Origin of the sequence: Pseudomonas sp. BRG-100 (assembly GCF_000737955.1) — a bacterium.
GTDB lineage: Bacteria > Pseudomonadota > Gammaproteobacteria > Pseudomonadales > Pseudomonadaceae > Aquipseudomonas > Aquipseudomonas synxantha_A.
The window spans coordinates 3,838,322-3,856,674 of sequence record NZ_JPRX01000001.1 but is presented as its reverse complement, the minus strand read 5'-3'; the positions used below and the strand labels follow the sequence as shown (position 1 = coordinate 3,856,674).

Annotated in this window: 17 protein-coding genes; 10 read left to right on the top strand and 7 right to left on the bottom strand. The window is 59.8% G+C overall.

Annotated elements, in window-relative coordinates; all coding sequences use genetic code 11:
- The first annotated feature begins 323 nt into the window (after positions 1 to 323).
- The 9 genes from JH25_RS10330 to pqqE all read left to right on the top strand — a co-directional run bounded on the left by JH25_RS10330 (position 324) and on the right by pqqE (position 9,224).
- Positions 324 to 770 carry an Lrp/AsnC family transcriptional regulator gene (locus JH25_RS10330; RefSeq protein WP_003194755.1) on the top strand — a complete coding sequence of 149 codons (447 nt, stop codon included), beginning with the start codon at positions 324 to 326 and terminating at the stop codon, positions 768 to 770.
- 167 nt (positions 771 to 937) lie between these two features.
- The gene (locus JH25_RS10335; RefSeq protein ID WP_032881195.1) at positions 938 to 2,620 is read left to right on the top strand and encodes a flavin monoamine oxidase family protein; all 1,683 of its coding nucleotides are present in this window, start codon (positions 938 to 940) and stop codon (positions 2,618 to 2,620) included.
- A gap of 10 nt (positions 2,621 to 2,630) precedes the next feature.
- The gene (locus tag JH25_RS10340) at positions 2,631 to 3,425 is read left to right on the top strand and encodes a carbon-nitrogen hydrolase family protein (protein ID WP_032879127.1); all 795 of its coding nucleotides are present in this window, start codon (positions 2,631 to 2,633) and stop codon (positions 3,423 to 3,425) included.
- Positions 3,426 to 3,473: 48 nt separating this feature from the next.
- Entirely contained in the window at positions 3,474 to 5,849 is a 2,376-nt protein-coding gene (gene pqqF / locus JH25_RS10345; RefSeq protein ID WP_032879126.1) for a pyrroloquinoline quinone biosynthesis protein PqqF, read from the top strand.
- Positions 5,850 to 6,007: 158 nt separating this feature from the next.
- On the top strand, positions 6,008 to 6,082 hold the full coding sequence (gene pqqA, locus JH25_RS28175; RefSeq protein ID WP_003194766.1) for a pyrroloquinoline quinone precursor peptide PqqA: 75 nt from the start codon (positions 6,008 to 6,010) through the stop codon (positions 6,080 to 6,082).
- A gap of 71 nt (positions 6,083 to 6,153) precedes the next feature.
- Entirely contained in the window at positions 6,154 to 7,065 is a 912-nt protein-coding gene (gene pqqB / locus JH25_RS10350) for a pyrroloquinoline quinone biosynthesis protein PqqB (RefSeq protein ID WP_005792074.1), read from the top strand.
- An 11-nt stretch (positions 7,066 to 7,076) separates the two neighbouring features.
- Entirely contained in the window at positions 7,077 to 7,829 is a 753-nt protein-coding gene (pqqC, locus tag JH25_RS10355; RefSeq protein WP_017138042.1) for a pyrroloquinoline-quinone synthase PqqC, read from the top strand.
- Entirely contained in the window at positions 7,826 to 8,101 is a 276-nt protein-coding gene (gene pqqD / locus JH25_RS10360; protein WP_032879124.1) for a pyrroloquinoline quinone biosynthesis peptide chaperone PqqD, read from the top strand. The genes pqqC and pqqD overlap by 4 nt, the downstream gene beginning before the upstream one ends.
- Positions 8,094 to 9,224 carry a pyrroloquinoline quinone biosynthesis protein PqqE gene (pqqE, locus tag JH25_RS10365; protein ID WP_050549385.1) on the top strand — a complete coding sequence of 377 codons (1,131 nt, stop codon included), beginning with the start codon at positions 8,094 to 8,096 and terminating at the stop codon, positions 9,222 to 9,224. The genes pqqD and pqqE overlap by 8 nt, the downstream gene beginning before the upstream one ends.
- Positions 9,225 to 9,229: 5 nt before the next feature.
- On the opposite strand, the gene JH25_RS28170 is transcribed toward pqqE, so the two are convergent.
- The 4 genes from JH25_RS28170 to JH25_RS10380 form a co-directional block, all read right to left on the bottom strand.
- Positions 9,230 to 9,388, bottom strand: a complete 159-nt coding sequence (locus JH25_RS28170) for a YqaE/Pmp3 family membrane protein (RefSeq protein WP_003194776.1) — start codon at positions 9,386 to 9,388, stop codon at positions 9,230 to 9,232.
- Positions 9,389 to 9,481: 93 nt separating this feature from the next.
- The gene (locus JH25_RS10370; RefSeq protein ID WP_032879122.1) at positions 9,482 to 9,802 is read right to left on the bottom strand and encodes a helix-turn-helix domain-containing protein; all 321 of its coding nucleotides are present in this window, start codon (positions 9,800 to 9,802) and stop codon (positions 9,482 to 9,484) included.
- Positions 9,786 to 10,151, bottom strand: coding sequence for a type II toxin-antitoxin system RelE/ParE family toxin (locus JH25_RS10375; protein ID WP_032879120.1), 366 nt, complete (start codon positions 10,149 to 10,151; stop codon positions 9,786 to 9,788). Before JH25_RS10375 ends, JH25_RS10370 begins: the two co-directional genes overlap by 17 nt.
- 225 nt (positions 10,152 to 10,376) lie before the next feature.
- Positions 10,377 to 11,645 (bottom strand): aspartate aminotransferase family protein, encoded by a 1,269-nt coding sequence (locus tag JH25_RS10380; RefSeq protein ID WP_032879118.1) that lies wholly within the window; start codon positions 11,643 to 11,645, stop codon positions 10,377 to 10,379.
- 209 nt (positions 11,646 to 11,854) lie between these two features.
- On the opposite strand from JH25_RS10380, the gene JH25_RS10385 reads away from it, so the two are divergent.
- A complete protein-coding gene (locus JH25_RS10385) occupies positions 11,855 to 12,754 on the top strand; it encodes a LysR family transcriptional regulator (protein WP_005792083.1) in 900 nt (299 codons plus the stop codon).
- Positions 12,755 to 12,980: 226 nt separating this feature from the next.
- Here the strand turns inward: JH25_RS10385 and JH25_RS10390 are convergent, their stop codons facing one another.
- The 3 genes from JH25_RS10390 to JH25_RS10400 all read right to left on the bottom strand — a co-directional run bounded on the left by JH25_RS10390 (position 12,981) and on the right by JH25_RS10400 (position 18,216).
- Positions 12,981 to 14,759, bottom strand: coding sequence for an acyl-CoA dehydrogenase C-terminal domain-containing protein (locus JH25_RS10390; protein ID WP_032879117.1), 1,779 nt, complete (start codon positions 14,757 to 14,759; stop codon positions 12,981 to 12,983).
- Positions 14,760 to 14,902: 143 nt separating this feature from the next.
- Positions 14,903 to 16,192 (bottom strand): GGDEF domain-containing protein, encoded by a 1,290-nt coding sequence (locus JH25_RS10395; protein ID WP_032879116.1) that lies wholly within the window; start codon positions 16,190 to 16,192, stop codon positions 14,903 to 14,905.
- A gap of 218 nt (positions 16,193 to 16,410) precedes the next feature.
- Positions 16,411 to 18,216 (bottom strand): phenylacyl-CoA dehydrogenase, encoded by a 1,806-nt coding sequence (locus JH25_RS10400; protein WP_032879115.1) that lies wholly within the window; start codon positions 18,214 to 18,216, stop codon positions 16,411 to 16,413.
- Positions 18,217 to 18,353: the final 137 nt, after the last annotated feature.

Below are 18,353 nucleotides of genomic sequence, written 5' to 3'. Positions count from 1 at the left end.
TAATTGCACGGTGTGAGACGTTTTGCAAAGGAGTGCAATGGACGGTACAGATGGCCGTCCACAATGCGTCCACACTAGCCGTAAACCTATCCGGCAAATATGAACAAAAGCAGAATAAAATCCATGATTTACGGGGTTTTCCCAATGGGGACTGGTCTTTTATTCGGGCTCATAATCCCTTGGTCGCAGGTTCGAGTCCTGCTGGGCCCACCAACTTGAAAGCCGCGCATTGCGCGGCTTTTGCGTGTCTGGTGTAACGGTTCTTTCGGCCGGACCCAGCCTGTACCATGCGTACTCATTGTCGTCCGCACCGGAGTCCCCCCTTGCCCGCCCTAGACGAAATCGACCGCCAACTGATCGCCGCCCTGCAGCTCAATGCCCGCGAAAGCGTGGCCATGCTTGCCCGGCAACTGGGGATTGCGCGCACCACTGTAACGTCACGCCTGGCACGCCTGGAGAAGACCCAGGTGATTACCGGGTACGGCGTACGCTTGGGCCAGCGCGTCGCGGATGGCGGCTTGCAGGCTTATGTGGGGATTACCGTGCAACCACGCTCAGGCAAAGAGGTGCTGCGCAGGCTGAGTGCCATGGCGCAGGTGCAGCAGTTGTGTGCGGTCAGCGGCGAATTCGATTACGTGGCATGGCTGCGCACCGATTCGCCGGAGCAACTGGATCAACTGCTCGATCAGATCGGCAGTGTCGACGGTGTGGAGAAAACCACCACCTCGATCATCCTCAGCAACAAATTGGATCGCGGACAGCCAATCTGATCAACCATTTCGTCATATTGACAAAAATCAGTGCAATCCGACGACACATTGCGTCTTATTAACGAGCGCTACGCTCCCTAAACTGGCTGCCATCTTTTCCTATACTCAACGGGCCATATCCCGCCGAGCCGTCAGTAAGGTCAGCCATGAGCATTCCGTCCAGCACTATCAGCAAGACCAATCGTCACCCAGCAGACGGCAAGAAACCCATCACCATTTTCGGCCCGGATTTCCCGTTCGCATTTGATGACTGGATCGAGCACCCCGCCGGGCTGGGCAGTATTCCCGCCGCCAACCATGGGGCCGAAGTGGCGATCGTGGGCGCCGGTATCGCTGGTTTGGTCGCGGCCTACGAGCTGATGAAGCTGGGGCTCAAGCCAGTGGTGTATGAAGCCTCGAAGATGGGTGGCCGCTTGCGCTCCCAGGCCTTCGAAGGCGCCGAAGGCATCATCGCCGAGCTGGGCGGGATGCGTTTCCCGGTGTCGTCGACGGCGTTCTACCATTACGTAGACAAGTTGGGGCTGGAAACCAAACCCTTTCCCAACCCGCTGACCCCGGCGTCCGGCAGCACTGTGATTGATCTGGAAGGCCAGACCCACTACGCACAAAAACTCTCCGACTTGCCTGCGCTGTTTCAGGAAGTGGCCGATGCCTGGGCCGATGCACTGGAAGCCGGCTCGCAGTTCGGCGATATCCAGCAGGCGATCCGCGACCGTGATGTACCGCGGCTCAAAGAACTGTGGAACAAGCTCGTGCCGCTGTGGGATGACCGTACCTTCTACGACTTCGTCGCAACCTCCAAGGCCTTTGCCAAGTTGTCGTTCCATCATCGCGAGGTGTTTGGCCAGGTCGGCTTTGGCACCGGCGGCTGGGACTCGGACTTCCCCAACTCCATGCTGGAAATCTTCCGCGTGGTGATGACCAACTGCGACGACCATCAACACCTGGTCGTTGGCGGCGTAGCGCAAGTGCCCATGGGCATCTGGCGTCATGTGCCGGAGCGCTGCGCCCATTGGCCGGCCGGCACCAGCCTCAGCTTGCTGCATAGAGGCGCACCACGGGCAGGGGTCAAACGCATTGCTCATGCGGCCGATGGCCGTTTCGCCGTCACTGACAACTACGGTGATACCCGCGAGTACGCCGCGGTGCTGACCACCTGCCAAAGCTGGCTGCTGACCACTCAGATTGAATGCGACGAAACCTTGTTCTCGCAAAAAATGTGGATGGCCCTGGACCGCACGCGCTACATGCAGTCGTCGAAAACCTTCGTGATGGTTGACCGCCCATTCTGGAAAGACAAAGACCCGCAAACCGGCCGCGACCTGATGAGCATGACCCTCACCGACCGCCTGACCCGCGGCACCTATCTGTTCGATAATGGCGACGACAAGCCGGGGGTGATTTGCCTTTCCTACTCGTGGATGAGCGACGCCCTGAAAATGCTGCCCCAGCCTATCGACAAGCGGGTGAAGCTGGCCCTGGACGCGTTGAACAAGATCTACCCCAACGTCGATATCAAGGCGCGCATCATCGGCGACCCGATCACGGTTTCCTGGGAAGCCGACCCGCACTTCCTCGGGGCTTTCAAAGGTGCACTGCCCGGCCACTATCGCTACAACCAGCGGATGTACGCGCACTTCATGCAAAAAGACATGCCCGCCGAACAACGCGGGATTTTCATCGCCGGTGACGACGTATCGTGGACGCCCGCCTGGGTCGAAGGCGCCGTACAAACCTCGCTCAACGCGGTGTGGGGCATCATGACTCACTTCGGTGGCAGCACCCACCCAGAGAACCCGGGCCCCGGCGATGTGTTCGATGAAATTGGGCCAATCGCCCTGGCCGAGTAAGGAGCTGAACATGCGTGTCGCCCTGTACCAATGCCCGCCGCTGCCGCTGGATGTGGCCGGTAATATCCAGCGCCTGCGCCAACTGGCGCAAGAGGCATCCGACGCCGATGTGCTGGTGCTGCCAGAGATGTTTCTCTCGGGCTATAACATCGGCGCCGAAGCCGTTGGCGCGTTGGCCGAGGCGCGGGATGGGGAGTCTGCCCAAGCCATTGCCGAGATCGCGCAAAACGCCGGGCTGGCCATTCTTTACGGCTATCCGGAGCGGGCTGACGATGGGCAGATCTACAACGCCGTCCAGTTGATCGACGCCGAGGGGCAGCGCCTGTGTAACTATCGCAAGACCCACCTGTTTGGCGATCTGGATCACGCCATGTTCAGCGCAGGCGACGATGATTTTCCGGTGGTAGAACTCAACGGCTGGAAGCTGGGGTTTCTGATTTGCTACGACCTGGAGTTTCCGGAGAATACCCGGCGTCTGGCCCTGGCCGGCGCCGAACTGATTCTGGTGCCCACCGCCAACATGGTGCCGTTCGATTTTGTCGCCGACGTCACCGTGCGTTCGCGGGCGTTTGAAAACCAGTGCTTTGTGGCCTATGCCAATTACTGCGGGCACGAAGGCGAGATTCATTACTGTGGACAAAGCAGCATTGCCGCACCGGATGGCCAACGTATCGCCCAGGCCGGCCTGGACGAAGCCTTGATCGTCGGCACCCTGGATCGCCAGTCAATCCTCAGCGCACGCGCCGCCAACCACTACCTGCAAGACCGACGCCCCGAACTCTACGGCGCGCTGCACAAGCCCTGACCCCACGGGTTTGCTAGCATAGGCACTTCTCACGCCTCGGAAGTGCCCATGCCTGCGCCGGTTCACCCTCACCCCGTTCATCTGACCCTGGCCAATGGCCTGCGAGTATCCCTGCGCCATGCGCCGCGCTTGAAGCGCTGCGCCGCCGTTCTGCGCGTGGCTGCCGGCAGTCACGATGTGCCATTGGCCTGGCCGGGGCTGGCACACTTTCTTGAGCATTTGCTGTTTCTCGGTACCGAGCGTTTTCCGGCCGGGGAAGGATTGATGGCCTACGTGCAGCGCCTCGGTGGGCAGGTCAATGCCAGTACCCGCGAGCGAACCACCGAGTATTTCTTTGAGCTGCCGGTTTCGGCCTTCGCTGACGGGCTGGCGCGGTTGGCAGACATGGTGACTCATCCACGCCTGACGCTGGACGATCAACGACGTGAACGCGAAGTGCTGCACGCGGAGTTCGTGGCCTGGTCCGAGGACGCCAGGGCACAACACCAAGTTGCGTTGTTGCAAGGTTTAGCGGCCGATCACCCGCTGCGAGGATTCCATGCCGGTAACCGCGACAGCCTGATGGTGGAAAGCGACGATTTTCAGCAAGCCTTGCGCGAATTCCATAGGCACTTCTATCAAAGCGGGCAGATGACCTTGAGCCTCGCCGGTCCGCAATCGCTGGCAGATTTGCAAACCCTTGCCCAGCAGTTCGGTGACGAACTGATTGCCGGCCCCCTGCACCCGCAAACCGCACCACTACCGCTGATGCACGGCCAGGCACGCAGCTATCAACACACCGCCAGCCAGCACCTGCATCAGGTCATCACTTGTAACGCCCCCCGCCAAGCACTGGAGTTTCTCTGCACCTGGCTCAACGCTTCGGCGTCGGGCGGGTTGTTGGCCGAACTGAAAGCTCGCCAACTGGCCAGCGCGCTGCATGCGTCTGTGCTGTACCACTACGCGGACCAGGCGGTACTGGATATCGACGTTACCCTCGATAGCGACCGCCAACCGGCGACGCAGATCGAAGCCTTGTTGTATGACTGGCTGAGCTTTTTCGCACACAGCGACTGGAATCCATTACGTGAAGAGCTTGCCTTGCTCAATGCGCGTCAACAGCAGGTTCAAGGCGCCCTGACACTGGCTCGCGACGACAGCGAAGACCTGTCGGACCAAGGCATTGCAGCCCTCAAGGCCATGCTTGCATCGCTGCATCTGCCCGCGTCTGAACACAGTTGGCAACTTCCACCGGGCAACCCCTTTCTTCGTGCGCCGGCCAAGGAAGAACGCGCCGGTTTGATCCGCGGCCAAACCAGCGCCCATCGGGGCTTGCGTACCTTTGCCCAGGATCGCTTACGGGGCCGGAGGGAGTTATCGGCGCTGACCTTCAGCAACGCACTGGCGGATGACACCGAGGAAGGCGCGCTGTACCTGCATTGGCGGTTTGACGCTGCCGTACCCGCCGGATTGGAAAGCCTGTTGCAGCCATTGCGCGAGCAAGCCCGTCAAGCGGGTGTCGAGTTGTCTTGCGAAACCATTGGCAACGATTGGCGGGTGAACATGCACGGCCTTCACAAACCGATGCCGGCCGTGCTCGAAGCGTTGGCGCGCTGCCTGAGCAGCTCGGATGCACATCTGTCATCACCGACGCCCCCGCCGATGATCGCCATTCGCGAACTTCTCAAGGCGTTGCCGGCTTGCTGCGTCGGTGTTTCAGCCAACTCCTCGGAGACACCAGCGTCGTGGTCCACTGCTCACTGGCAGGGGCTGGGTGCGGGTTTGCCTGCGGCCTGTGAAGCGGCGATCAAAATCGCCGCCGCCCGCTTGCCAGGGCAGCCGGCCAACATTCAATGCACACCTGAAGTTCTCAACGGGCAGCGGATCTGGCACCCGGTGAACACCGCATCCAGCGACGCTGCGCTGCTGCTTTTTTGTCCAGTGCCGAGCCAGTCTCTCGTCGATGAGGCCAACTGGCGACTGCTCGGGCATATGCTCCAGGGCCCGTTCTACCAACGTTTGAGAGTTGAGCTGCAAATCGGCTACGCCGTGTTCAGCGGCATCCGACAAATCAACGGGCAAACCGGCCTGTTGTTTGGCGTGCAATCGCCCAGCCTGTCACTGGGCAGGATCGCCGAACACCTGCAAGCCTTCCTGCAACAACTGCCGTCTTTGATCGAACGCAGCGCAGACGTGGGCAATCAGCCTCTTGCGCAGCAATTCACGGCCCAGGCGCTCCCCGTCAGCCAAGCCGCCGATTTGCTTTGGCACGCGCAGTTGGCGGGTCATTCGTCGAGTTACCTGGATCAACTTCAACACCTGATCCAAAGCCGCACACGCGAGGACTTGCAGCACGCAGCCCAACAACTCCTTGAAGCAGCAGGCGGCTGGCGTTGCGTGGCTAACGGCCCGCGTATCAGCGATGACTGGCAAGCGGCACAATGATCGTTGCCAACCCTGCAACAGGCTTTTTCCATCGAGACAGCGCTAACTTGAAAAGAATTGCGTAACATTGCGCAGCAATATCTGAACATCTCCAGTGGGAGGTGGACTATATGTATTACTTGGTAGTGAACGTCCCATCCCTTGATAGGAGTAAGAATATGACCTGGTCCAAACCTGCTTACACTGATCTGCGTATTGGTTTCGAAGTCACCATGTACTTCGCCAGCCGTTGATTGGCTGAGTAATACAACGCCTCGGTTCGCCCGGGGCGTTTTTGTTTTGAGCTGCGCTTGATGGAGAGATCATGTTTGTCCAGATTCTAGGTTCCGCCGCCGGCGGTGGCTTCCCGCAGTGGAACTGCAACTGCGTGAACTGCGCAGGCTTTCGCGATGGCAGCCTGCGGGCCCAGGCGCGCACCCAGTCGTCCATCGCGATCTCCGACGACGGTGTGAATTGGGTACTGTGCAACGCGTCGCCGGATATCCGCGCGCAACTCCAGGGCTTTGCGCCCATGCAACCCGGGCGCGCCCTGCGCGATACCGGTATCAGCGCAATCATCCTGATGGACAGCCAGATCGACCACACCACTGGCCTGTTGAGCCTGCGGGAAGGCTGCCCGCATCAGGTATGGTGCACCGACATGGTCCATGAAGACCTGAGCACCGGGTTCCCGTTGTTCACCATGCTGACCCACTGGAACGGCGGCCTGGCCTGGAACCGCATCGAACTGGACGCCAGCTTCACCATTCCGGCCTGCCCCAACCTGCGTTTCACCCCACTGCCGTTGCGCAGCGCAGCGCCGCCCTACTCGCCGCACCGCTTCGACCCGCACCCCGGTGACAACATCGGCCTGATCGTCGAAGACCTGCGCACCGGCGGTAAACTGTTCTACGCCCCGGGCCTGGGCAAGGTCGACGCGCCGCTGCTGGATATCATGGGCGGCAGCGATTGCCTTTTGGTAGACGGCACGATGTGGGATGACGATGAAATGCAGCGCCGTGGCGTCGGCACCCGCACCGGTCGCGAGATGGGCCACCTGGCGCAGAACGGCCCGGGCGGTATGCTCGAAGTGCTGGAGCAGTTGCCCAAGCAGCGCAAGGTGCTTATCCACATCAACAATACCAATCCGATCCTCGATGAAGATTCCCCCGAGCGAGCCGAGTTGGTGCGGCGCAATGTCGAAGTGGCGTACGACGGCATGAGCATTGAATTGTAGGAGCCACTGAAATGACTGACACACCGCTGACGACCGCCGAGTTCGAGGCAGCCTTGCGGGCCAAGGGCGCCTTCTACCATATCCATCACCCCTACCATGTGGCGATGTATGAAGGCCGCGCTACCCGCGAGCAGATCCAGGGCTGGGTCGCCAATCGCTTCTATTACCAGGTGAACATTCCCCTGAAAGACGCCGCGATCCTGGCCAACTGCCCGGACCGTGAGATCCGCCGCGAGTGGATCCAGCGTTTGCTCGACCACGACGGCGCACCGGGGGAAGACGGCGGTATCGAAGCCTGGCTGCGCCTGGGCCAGGCCGTTGGCCTCGACCCGGACCAGCTGCGCTCCCAGGAACTGGTGCTGCCCGGCGTACGCTTCGCGGTGGACGCCTACGTCAACTTCGCCCGCCGCGCCAGTTGGCAGGAAGCTGCCAGCAGCTCGCTGACCGAGCTGTTCGCGCCGCAGATCCACCAATCGCGCCTCGACAGCTGGCCGCAGCACTACCCGTGGATCGACCCGGCCGGCTACGAATACTTCCGCACCCGCCTGGGCCAGGCTCGTCGCGATGTGGAACATGGCTTGGCGATCACCTTGCAGCACTACACCACCCGCGAGGGCCAGGAGCGCATGCTGGAAATTCTCCAGTTCAAACTGGATATTCTATGGAGCATGCTCGATGCAATGAGCATGGCCTACGAACTCAAACGCCCGCCCTATCACAGCGTGACCGAGCAGCGGGTGTGGCATAAAGGGATCACCCTATGAGCTTTGATCGCAGCAAAATACCGACCTGGCGCCAGGGCTACCGTTTCCAGTATGAGCCTGCGCAAAAAGGCCATGTGCTGCTCTATCCGGAAGGCATGATCAAGCTCAACGACAGCGCCGCGTTGATCGGCGGTTTGATCGACGGCGAGCGCGACGTGGCAGCCATCATCGCCGAGCTGGACCAACAATTCCCCGGCGTACCGGAGCTCGGTGAAGACATCGAGCAATTCATGGAGGTCGCCCGTGCTGAGCACTGGATCACCCTTGCCTGAAAAACCCGCCATCGGCTTGCCGCTGTGGCTACTGGCCGAGTTGACCTATCGCTGCCCGCTGCAGTGCCCGTACTGTTCCAACCCGCTGGATTTCGCCGAGCAGGGCAAAGAGCTGAGCACCGAGCAATGGATCAAGGTGTTTCGCGAAGCCCGCGAGATGGGTGCCGCACAGCTGGGGTTTTCCGGGGGTGAACCACTGGTGCGACAGGACTTGGCCGAACTGATCGCCGAGGCCCGCAAGCTGGGCTTCTATACCAACCTGATCACCTCCGGTATCGGCCTGACCGAGCAGAAAATCAGCGACTTCAAAAAGGCCGGGCTGGACCATATCCAGATCAGTTTCCAGGCCAGCGACGAACAGGTGAACAACCTGTTGGCCGGCTCGAAAAAAGCCTTCGCGCAAAAGCTGGAAATGGCCCGTGCGGTCAAGGCACACGGCTACCCGATGGTGTTGAACTTCGTCACCCATCGGCACAATATCGACAAGATCGACCGCATCATCGAGCTGTGTATCGCGCTGGAAGCGGATTTTGTCGAACTCGCCACCTGCCAGTTCTACGGCTGGGCGCAGCTTAATCGCGTGGGCTTATTGCCGACCCGAGACCAGTTGGTGCGCGCCGAACGCATCACCAATGAATACCGCGCCAAACTGGAAGCCGAAGGTCATCCGTGCAAGCTGATCTTCGTGACACCGGATTATTATGAAGAGCGTCCGAAAGCCTGCATGAACGGCTGGGGCAGCATCTTTCTGACGGTGACACCGGACGGCACCGCCCTGCCCTGTCACGGCGCGAGGCAGATGCCGGTGCAGTTTCCCAATGTGCGCGACCACAGCATGCAGCACATCTGGTACGACTCGTTTGGTTTCAATCGCTTTCGCGGCTACGACTGGATGCCCGAGCCCTGCCGCTCATGCGATGAAAAGGAAAAGGATTTCGGCGGCTGCCGTTGCCAGGCGTTCATGCTCACCGGTGACGCCAGCAATGCCGACCCTGTATGCAGTAAGTCCGAGCAGCACGGCATCATCCTGCAGGCACGGGAAGAAGCCGAACATGCCACCCAGACCATCGAGCAACTGGCCTTTCGCAATGAGCGCAACTCACGGCTCATTGCAAAAGGCTGAGGGCTTCAACGCTTGGCGATGATGTACACCGCGTGGATGATGCCAGGGAAGTAACCGCACAGGGTCAGCAGGATATTCAGCCAGAATGCACCGCCGAAGCCTACTTGCAGGAACACACCCAGTGGCGGCAGCAGAATAGCGATGATGATACGAATAATGTCCATGGGTCAGCTCCAGAAAATCGGCTCGTGTGAGCCGTGTAGCTAATCGACATTGGCGGTTCGTGAGGGTTCAGTGGATTCTGGCATCGAGCCATCTCACGCCAGAATCTGCAGACCATGCTTCTTCACGACGCTCAACAACTTGAGTGCCATGCCGCTGGGCCGTTTCTCGCCCGACTCCCATTTTTTGACCGTGGAAGCACTGGTGTTCAGGTAGCGGGCAAATACAGGTTGGCTGACATGGCTGCTTTCACGCAGTTGCTTGATCTGTTCGGCAGGGATTTGGTCCGGCATGGCAGATAAGCATGCTTCATCATATTCTCGAAGCGTGGTTTTGCTGATGGCGCCGATGGCATGAAGCGCTTCGGCAGACTGATGAATGGACTCAAGCGCCTCACTTTTATACTTCTTGGTCATGATGTATCTCCACAAACTCCCTGAGATCCAGCATGCGCTGAATCTGTGCTTCGTTTAACCCTTCATAAGTTTTGGCAAGTGTTCGAAACCAGACAAGTTCGCTCTGCGTTATATTGCTTTGATCCTGCTTCGCGAACAGAAACTGATAAACCCAATAATGCCTGCCCTTGGCCAATACAACAGACCGATGCCGATTCTGGTTGAGACGTTTTTTCCAGACACCACCTCCCAGATTATCTGCCTGCCCCCTCAACATTTCGCCAAACGCCTTCCTCAACTCAGAATCGCAGATCCAGACTTTAGTGGCCGCCTCGGCAAATCGCCTTGTTTTGAACAACCTGAGCCTCATGGAGATCCCTTCCTAAAACATACCACCCAGTGGTATAGATTAAAAGTCGAGCACGTCGTGCCCCTCCGGCAGTCCTTGCCGACGCTCGCTAAAAAGCCATCGTTTCCAAAGAGACTCAATAAACGTTTTCACACCAGAAATTACTCAGGCAAAAAAACGCCCCCAGCCAAAAGAATCAGGCTGAGGGCGCCGCGTATACCGCGAGACGGTTCAGGAATTGGACGGTTAAACAGCAATGCCCTTTCGACATTGCAGTTGCGCGGTGCGCACCCGTGAGAAGGCGCGGGCCAGGCGCAGGAGCATTTCGTCGATGTTGCTTTTGCTCACCGTCAGCGCCGGTGTGAAGCGCAGGCAGTCGGGTTGCGGCGCGCTGAGGATCAGTCCCTCTTGCAGCGCGGCTTTTACCACCGCATCCGCAGAATCATCCGATAAGGTAAGCCCCCACATCAGGCCATTCCCGCGCAATGGGCCATGGCCGTAGCGATAGGCCAGACGGGCAAGCCCTTCGCCCAGGTGACAGCCCAACACGCGTACATGCTCAAGAAAACCGGGCTCAAGCACGGTATCGGTGACGGCCAACCCAGCCGAGGCCATCAATGCATTGCCATGATGGGTACCTTCCAGCTCACCCACTTCAAAGCAACAGGCCTTGCCCCGTGCCAGCAGCGCCGCCAACGGCACACCGCCGCCCAGGCCCTTGCCCAGGGTGATGATGTCGGCATGCACGCCGTACTGTTGCTCGGCAAGCAAGGTGCCACAGCGGCCCATGCCGGTTTGCACTTCGTCGAGGATCAGCAGGATCCCCAGTTCGCGGCACAGCCGCTCGACGCCTTTGAGATAGTGTTCGGTCGCCGGGATCACGCCGGCTTCGCACTGGATCGGTTCCAGCAGAATGGCCACCGTCTGGGCATCCACGGCAGCATGCAGGGCGGGAAGATCATTGAAGGGAACGTGACTGAAGCCCGGCAATTGCGGTTCGAAGCGGTTTACCAAGGTACCAGCCGAAGCGGCTAGCGTAGCGAAGCCATGTCCATGGCAACCGTTGCTGGCGCTGATAATGCGATAGGCCCCGCCACGGTGCAGTTGCCCCCACTTGCGCGCCAGTTTGATTGCCGCCTCGCAGGCTTCCGCGCCGCTATTGAGCAGGTAAGCCTGGTCGCTGCCGGTATGCTGGCAAAGGCGCTCGACGAGATTGAGTTGGGCACGGTTATGCAGGCCATTGCCGGGATTGATCAGCGCCTGGGTTTGCGCAGCCAGGGCCTTGATCAATACCTGTGGGCTATGGCCCAGGCTGTTGGCGGCATTGCCTTGGCTGAAGTCCATATAGGCACGCTCATCACTGTCCCACAGCCACGAGCCCTGGCCTCGCACAAACACTTGAGGTGGGCGCGCCACAGTGGGCATCAAATGCTCGGTTGAATGCGTGTCGCGTGGGGCATCCTGGATCAGGTCATCCAGGCTCGGGGCGGGGCGGCGGATGTTGAACAGATTCACAACTTACCCCCGTTGGCAACCTGACCTTGGTGGTTACGGCCGGACCATTGCACCTGAGGTTTTTTTGCCTTGCCTATGTAAACGCTATCAACAAAAACGCTGTTCATTGTCCGATCCGGCCCTGTAAGCCCTGCGAATAGGCGCTAGACTAGGCGTCTCGGGGGCCAGCGGCCATTTCGATTTTCCAGCTTTTTCGATAAGTAAGCCTTATGGATTTCAAGCAACTGCGTTATTTCGTCGCGGTGTATGAGGAAGGCCACGTAGGGCGTGCTGCGGAGCGTCTTTCGATCTCGCAACCGGCCTTGTCACAACAGATTCGCCAGCTGGAGCAGAACCTTGATGTAAGTCTGTTCGAACGCAGCAGCAAGCGGCTGCTGCCGACCCTGGCGGCGCACACCTTATACAACCACGCGTTGCCGCTCATTGATGGCATGCAGCAAGCCGTCGAAGCGCTACGCAACTTCAAGGGCCAGGCCATGCGGACCCTGGCCATCGGCGTGCTGCAAACCGTGCACACCAGCCTGGTGCCGCAAATGCTTGAGCGCGTGCGCAAGGCCCAACCTCATTTGGTGGTGCAGATTTACGAGCTGACGGGGCTTGAGATTGAGCGGCGGTTGCTCAACGGCTCCCTCGACATTGGCATCAGCTACCTGCCACCACGCCAGCCAGGCCTGCACGGTGTGCTGCTGTATGAAGATGAGTTGAAGGTGGTGATTCCCGACGACCATCCGCTGCGCGAATTCAAGAAAGTCTCGCTCAAACAAGCTGCCGAGTTACCGATGCTGCTGTTGGGGGAGGAGTTTCAAGTCAGGCAGATCTGGCAGGGCCAGTTGGCCAACCTGGGGCGGCGCCCGCAGGTGCAAGCGGAGCTCAACACCATGGTGGGAATACTCGACAGCCTGCCCCACACCAAGCTGGCGACGGTGCTACCGGGGCGTTCCCAGGACGAACACAACAGCCAGGCGCTTTTGTGGAAACCCTTGAGCGAACCGAGGGTGCCATTGAAGGTGGGGCTGGTGTGCCGCGATGTGCAACGCCAACAGGCCACCGTCGCATTGCTGCGCACCCTGCTGGAAGACGTGATGAATGCCCCGCAGGCAAGCGCCTGACTTTTTCGCGGGCAAAAGAAAACCCCGCCGAAGCGGGGCTTTGCAGACTGTTTCCCTGACATCCATTTCACTCCGCCGTCCTGGCAGAATCCTACGTGTCCGTGTTGTTGCTTTGCGCTTCCTGCGCGACGTCCATGTGAAGTAGATTATCCGTGGATCCAATTTGGCGATAGAGGACGATTAGCAGCACGTCATGTAAGAGATTGCTTACACGCCCTACAGGCCCTTAAAACAGTGCTTCATCCATCAGGAACAGCGATTCGCTACCAGCTTTTACCGACGCGCTCAACGAATGAATGCGCGGCAGCAGACGGGCAAAGTAGAAACGTGCAGTCCCCAATTTGCTGGCGTAGAAAGCCTCCTCGGCCTCTTTGCCCAACGCGGCCTTGGCCATGCGCGCCCACATATAGGCGTAGGCCATGTAGCCGAATGCATGCAGGTACTCCACCGACGCTGCGCCGATTTCATTCGCGTTGCTCTTGGCGCGGTCCAGTACCCAGGCCGTCAATTCATCCAGGTTATCCACCGCTGCGCTGAGCGGCGTGGTGAACTCGGCCAGCTCGGCCCCCGATTCAGCGATGAACTGGCGGATCTCATCGGCGAACAGCGTGTAGAACGCACCGCCGCTGCCGACGATCTTGCGTCCCATCAAATCCAGCGCCTGAATGCCGTTGGTGCCTTCGTAGATCTGGGTGATGCGCACGTCACGCACCAACTGCTCCTGGCCCCATTCGCGAATATAGCCATGGCCACCAAACACTTGCTGGCCGAGCACAGTGGTTTCCAGGCCCAGGTCGGTGAGGAACGCCTTGGCCACGGGTGTCAACAACGCCACCAGGTTATCGGCGCGCTCGCGCGCCTGCGCATCGTCGCTGAACTTGGCGATGTCCAACTGCGTCGCCACGTAGGTGGAGAACGCACGACCGCCTTCGTTGGCCGCCTTCATGGTCAGCAGCATACGGCGTACGTCCGGATGCACGATGATCGGATCTGCCACTTTATCCTTGGCCTGTGCACCCAGCGGGGAGCGGCTTTGCAGGCGGTCGCGGGCGTATTCAATCGCGTTCTGATAGGAGCGCTCGCCGGACGCCAGGCCCTGGATGCCCACCCCCAGACGCTCGTAGTTCATCATGGTGAACATCGCCGCCAGGCCACGGTTAGGCTCACCGACCAGATAACCCACGGCTTCGTCGAAGTTCATCACGCAGGTCGCGGACGCCTGGATCCCCATCTTGTGTTCAATCGAACCGCAGGTCACCGGGTTGCGCGCGCCAAGGCTGCCGTCGGCGTTCACCATGAACTTGGGCACCAGAAACAGCGAGATGCCCTTGGGCCCCGCCGGTGCATCCGGCAGTTTGGCCAGCACCAGATGGATGATGTTCTCGGTCAGGTCGTGCTCGCCACCGGTGATGAAGATCTTGGTGCCGCTGACCTTGTAGGAACCGTCCGCCTGAGGCTCGGCCTTGGTGCGAATCATGCCCAGGTCGGTGCCGGCATGGGCTTCGGTCAAGCACATGGAACCTGCCCACTCACCGGAATACATCTTCGGCAAGTACGCGGCCTTGAGCTCTTCGCTGGCGTGGGTGTTGATCGAGACACAGGCGCCGGAGGTCAGCATCGGGTACAGGCCGAATGCCAGGCTCGACGAGTTGATCATTTCTTCAACCTGCGCCGACACCGCCTTGGGCATACCCATGCCGCCATAGGTCGGATCGCCGCCCACACCCACCCAGCCGCCTTCGGCGTAGGTCGCATAAGCCTGGGGGAAACCGTCCGGGGTACGCACCGCGCCGTCGGTCCAATGGCAGCCTTGCTCATCGCCGCCGCGGCTCAAGGGCGCGATGGATTTGGCGGTAACCTTGCCGGCCTCTTCGAGGATCGCCTCAACGGTTTCGGCATCAACGGTGTCTGCCAATGCCTGCAGTTCGGCCCAAGTCTTGGCGACTTCAAAAACTTCGTTGAGGACGAAGCGCATATCACGCAACGGCGCTTTGTAATCAGCCATGGCAAACCTCGTGGGAACATGAAAAGTGATTCGATAGGATCGGTTTTACAGACCCCGAGTGTACCCGAACAACTTTTCAGACACATAGGGTCTGCTTGTGACTATCTGGTATTTTTAAGTCACAGTAAATACAGCGCGCTGACTCAACCCGCAGCGCTTTGCGTGCGCACCGCGCCACGACGGGTTTGCCCGGCCGCAATCACGCAGTTACGCCCGGCGCCCTTGGCGGCGTACAGCGCCTGGTCGGCGGACTTGAGCACCTCTTCAGGGTTACGCTGCTCGGCCTGACGCTCGGCCACGCCGATGCTGACCGTCACCGACACGCTGGAGGCTCCGCTGCCCGCACGCCGTTGACGGCCTTGGTGGTCGTCATGAGGACGATCCGGGTTACGCAACTTGATGGCGTAGCCGGCAATGATCTCGCGAATCTCCTCCAGGTGCGGCATGCATTCATCCAAGGTCTTGCCGGCAAATACCACGGCAAATTCTTCACCGCCATACCGGTAGGCGCGCCCGCCGCCGTTGACCTTGGACAGCTTGCTCGCCACCAGGCGCAGCACCTGGTCGCCCACGTCGTGGCCATGGGTGTCGTTGAAACGTTTGAAGTGATCAACGTCACTCATCGCCAGCACATAGTTGCGCCCCAGCCGTTGCATGCGTTCGTTGAGGGCGCGTCGTCCCGGCAAGCCGGTCAATTCGTCGCGGAACGCCATTTGATAGGCTTCGTGGGCCACACCGGCAGCAATCATCAACATCACTTGGCTGCACATGATGTTGAGGGTGAACGGCAGGATGAAGGTTTGCGGCAACATCCAGAACAGGCCCAAAAACCCCACCAATTGGGCGGCGTGCAGCGGGCGCGGCTGATACCAATACTGGGCGGCCAGGGTAAGGAAGCCGATCAGGAACATGGGATAGGACAGCTGGATCAGGCTCATCCACGCGCCATGCAGCATCGGCCAGCGAATCTCCGCCAACCAGCCCAGCAAAGCCTGGGGGAAACTTTGCTCCAGGGCCAGCGCCACACTGCCCACCGCCAGCAACACCGCGCAGCGGGCGACGAAGTCACGGAACAGATGGGTTTTTTCCTGCCACAGCGCATAGATGCTGAACAGCAACGGCAACAGCAGGCAACACAGGTGGAACACCACCGCGGCGTCGTCACGCACGCGGCCATTGTCGCGGTAGAAATCGGTCTGGGTATCCAGCAGGAAATAGGCGACGTACACCGTGATCATCAGGAACAGTTCACGCTGGCGCCGATAGACCGCGCAGTACGCGCCGCCGAGCAGCAGGACCAGGGTCGGCAACACGTTGAAGAGCGAGGTGAAGAAGACGTTGAGGTCCTTGACGTACGCAGCCGAAAGCCCGGCCAGCAACAGCAGCAGCGAAGGTAGGAAATGACTGAAACGTACAGCAGACACGCGTGACAAGGGTAAAACTCCGACCCGCAAAATAATGGCACTGTGCCTTTATGCAGCCAGTTAAGCACAACCGGGCTGACACGTATCACATTGCCACTACTGTAACGGCAGCGGGTTGTAATCCCTGAGTGCATTACTGCGGTTTTTTATGCCCGTACTCTGTAGGAGGGCAAAAAAAACCGCCGCGTCCCGAAAGAGGCGGCGGTTGCAGAAAGAACCGGTAAGGCTTAGTAAGCCAGGCCGAAGTCTTCTTCTTTCATGTCCATCAGGTTGTTGGCGCCCGACAGCATGGTCGCCACGTGGGTACGGGTACGCGGCAGGATGCGCTGGAAGTAGAAGCGCGCGGTCTGCAACTTGGCGGTGTAGAACGCCTCTTCGCTGGTACCGGCAGCCAGTTTCTCGGCGGCCAGGCGCGCCATGTCGGCCCAGAAGTACGCCAGGCACGCGTAGCCGGAGTACATCAGGTAATCCACCGAAGCGGCACCGACTTCTTCGCGGTCTTTCATCGCGGCCATGCCGACCTTCATGGTCAACTCGCCCCACTCTTTGTTCAGTGCCGCCAGCGGTGCAACGAACTCTTTAACCGCGTCGTTACCTTCGTTGGCCTGACAGAACTTGTGCACAATCTTGGTGAAGCCCTTGAGCGCTTCGCCTTGGGTCATCAGTACTTTGCGGCCGAGCAAGTCCAGGGCCTGGATGCCGGTGGTGCCTTCGTACAGCATCGAAATACGGCTATCGCGCACGTTCTGTTCCATGCCCCACTCGGCGATGAAGCCGTGGCCACCGTAGATCTGCACGCCGTGGTTGGCCGATTCAAAGCCGACTTCGGTCATGAACGCCTTGGCGATCGGGGTCATGAATGCCAGCAGGCCATCGGCCTGTTTCTTGGCTTCGTCATCGGTGCCGTACTTGACGATGTCCACTTGCTTGGCGGTGAAGTACACCATCGCGCGGTTACCTTCGGCGAAGGCTTTCATGGTCAGCAGCATGCGGCGTACGTCTGGGTGCACAATGATCGGGTCAGCGGCTTTGTCAGGTGCTTTAGGGCCGGTCAGGGAGCGCATCTGCAGGCGATCACGCGCATATTTCAGGCCACCCTGGAAGCCGATTTCGGCGTGGGCCAAGCCTTGCAGGGCAGTGCCCAGGCGAGCGGTGTTCATAAAGGTGAACATGCAGTTCAGGCCTTTGTTCGCCGGGCCGATCAGGAAACCGGTGGCTGCGTCGAAGTTCATCACGCAGGTGGCGTTGCCGTGGATGCCCATCTTGTGTTCCAGGGAACCACAGGTGACCGCATTGCGCTCGCCCACTGAACCATCGGCGTTGGGCAGGAACTTGGGCACGATAAACAGCGAGATGCCTTTGGTGCCGGCCGGTGCGTCCGGCAGGCGGGCCAGTACGATGTGGACAATGTTGTCGGCCATGTCGTGTTCACCGGCCGAGATGAAGATCTTGGTGCCGGAGACTTTGTAGGAACCGTCAGCCTGAGGCTCGGCCTTGGTGCGCAGCATGCCCAGGTCGGTACCGCAGTGTGGCTCGGTCAGGCACATGGTGCCGGTCCATTCGCCCGACACCAGCTTGGTCAGGTAAGCGTCTTGCTGCTCGGGGGTGCCGTGCTCGGAAATGGTGTTCATCGCGCCATGGGACAGGCCAGGGTACATGCCCCACGACCAGTTGGCTTCGCCGACCATTTCGCTCACCGCCAGGCCCAGGGACTCCGGCAAGCCCTGGCCACCGTGCTCCACGTCATGGGCCAGGCTCGGCCAGCCGCCTTCGACGAACTGTTTGTAGGCTTCTTTGAAACCGGTAGGGGTCTTAACGCCTGACTCACTCCAGGTACACCCTTCGATGTCGCCCACGCGGTTCAGCGGTGCCAGCACTTGCTCACAGAACTTGGCGCCTTCTTCGAGGATGGCGTCGACCATGTCCGGGGTAGCGTCCTGGCAAGCCGGCAGGCTCTGATAGTGCGCTTCATAACCGAGCAGTTCGTCACGAACGAAGCGAATATCACGCAAGGGGGCCTTGTAGTCAGGCATAGCGATAAACCTCTGCTGATGTATCTGGGATGAACAACCGCGTGGATTTGTTATGGCGGTCAAACAGGTGTTTGAAACATACGTTTACGACCCAGGGTTGTCAAGCGTCGGCCAGATGCCGTTTGTCTTGACGCAGG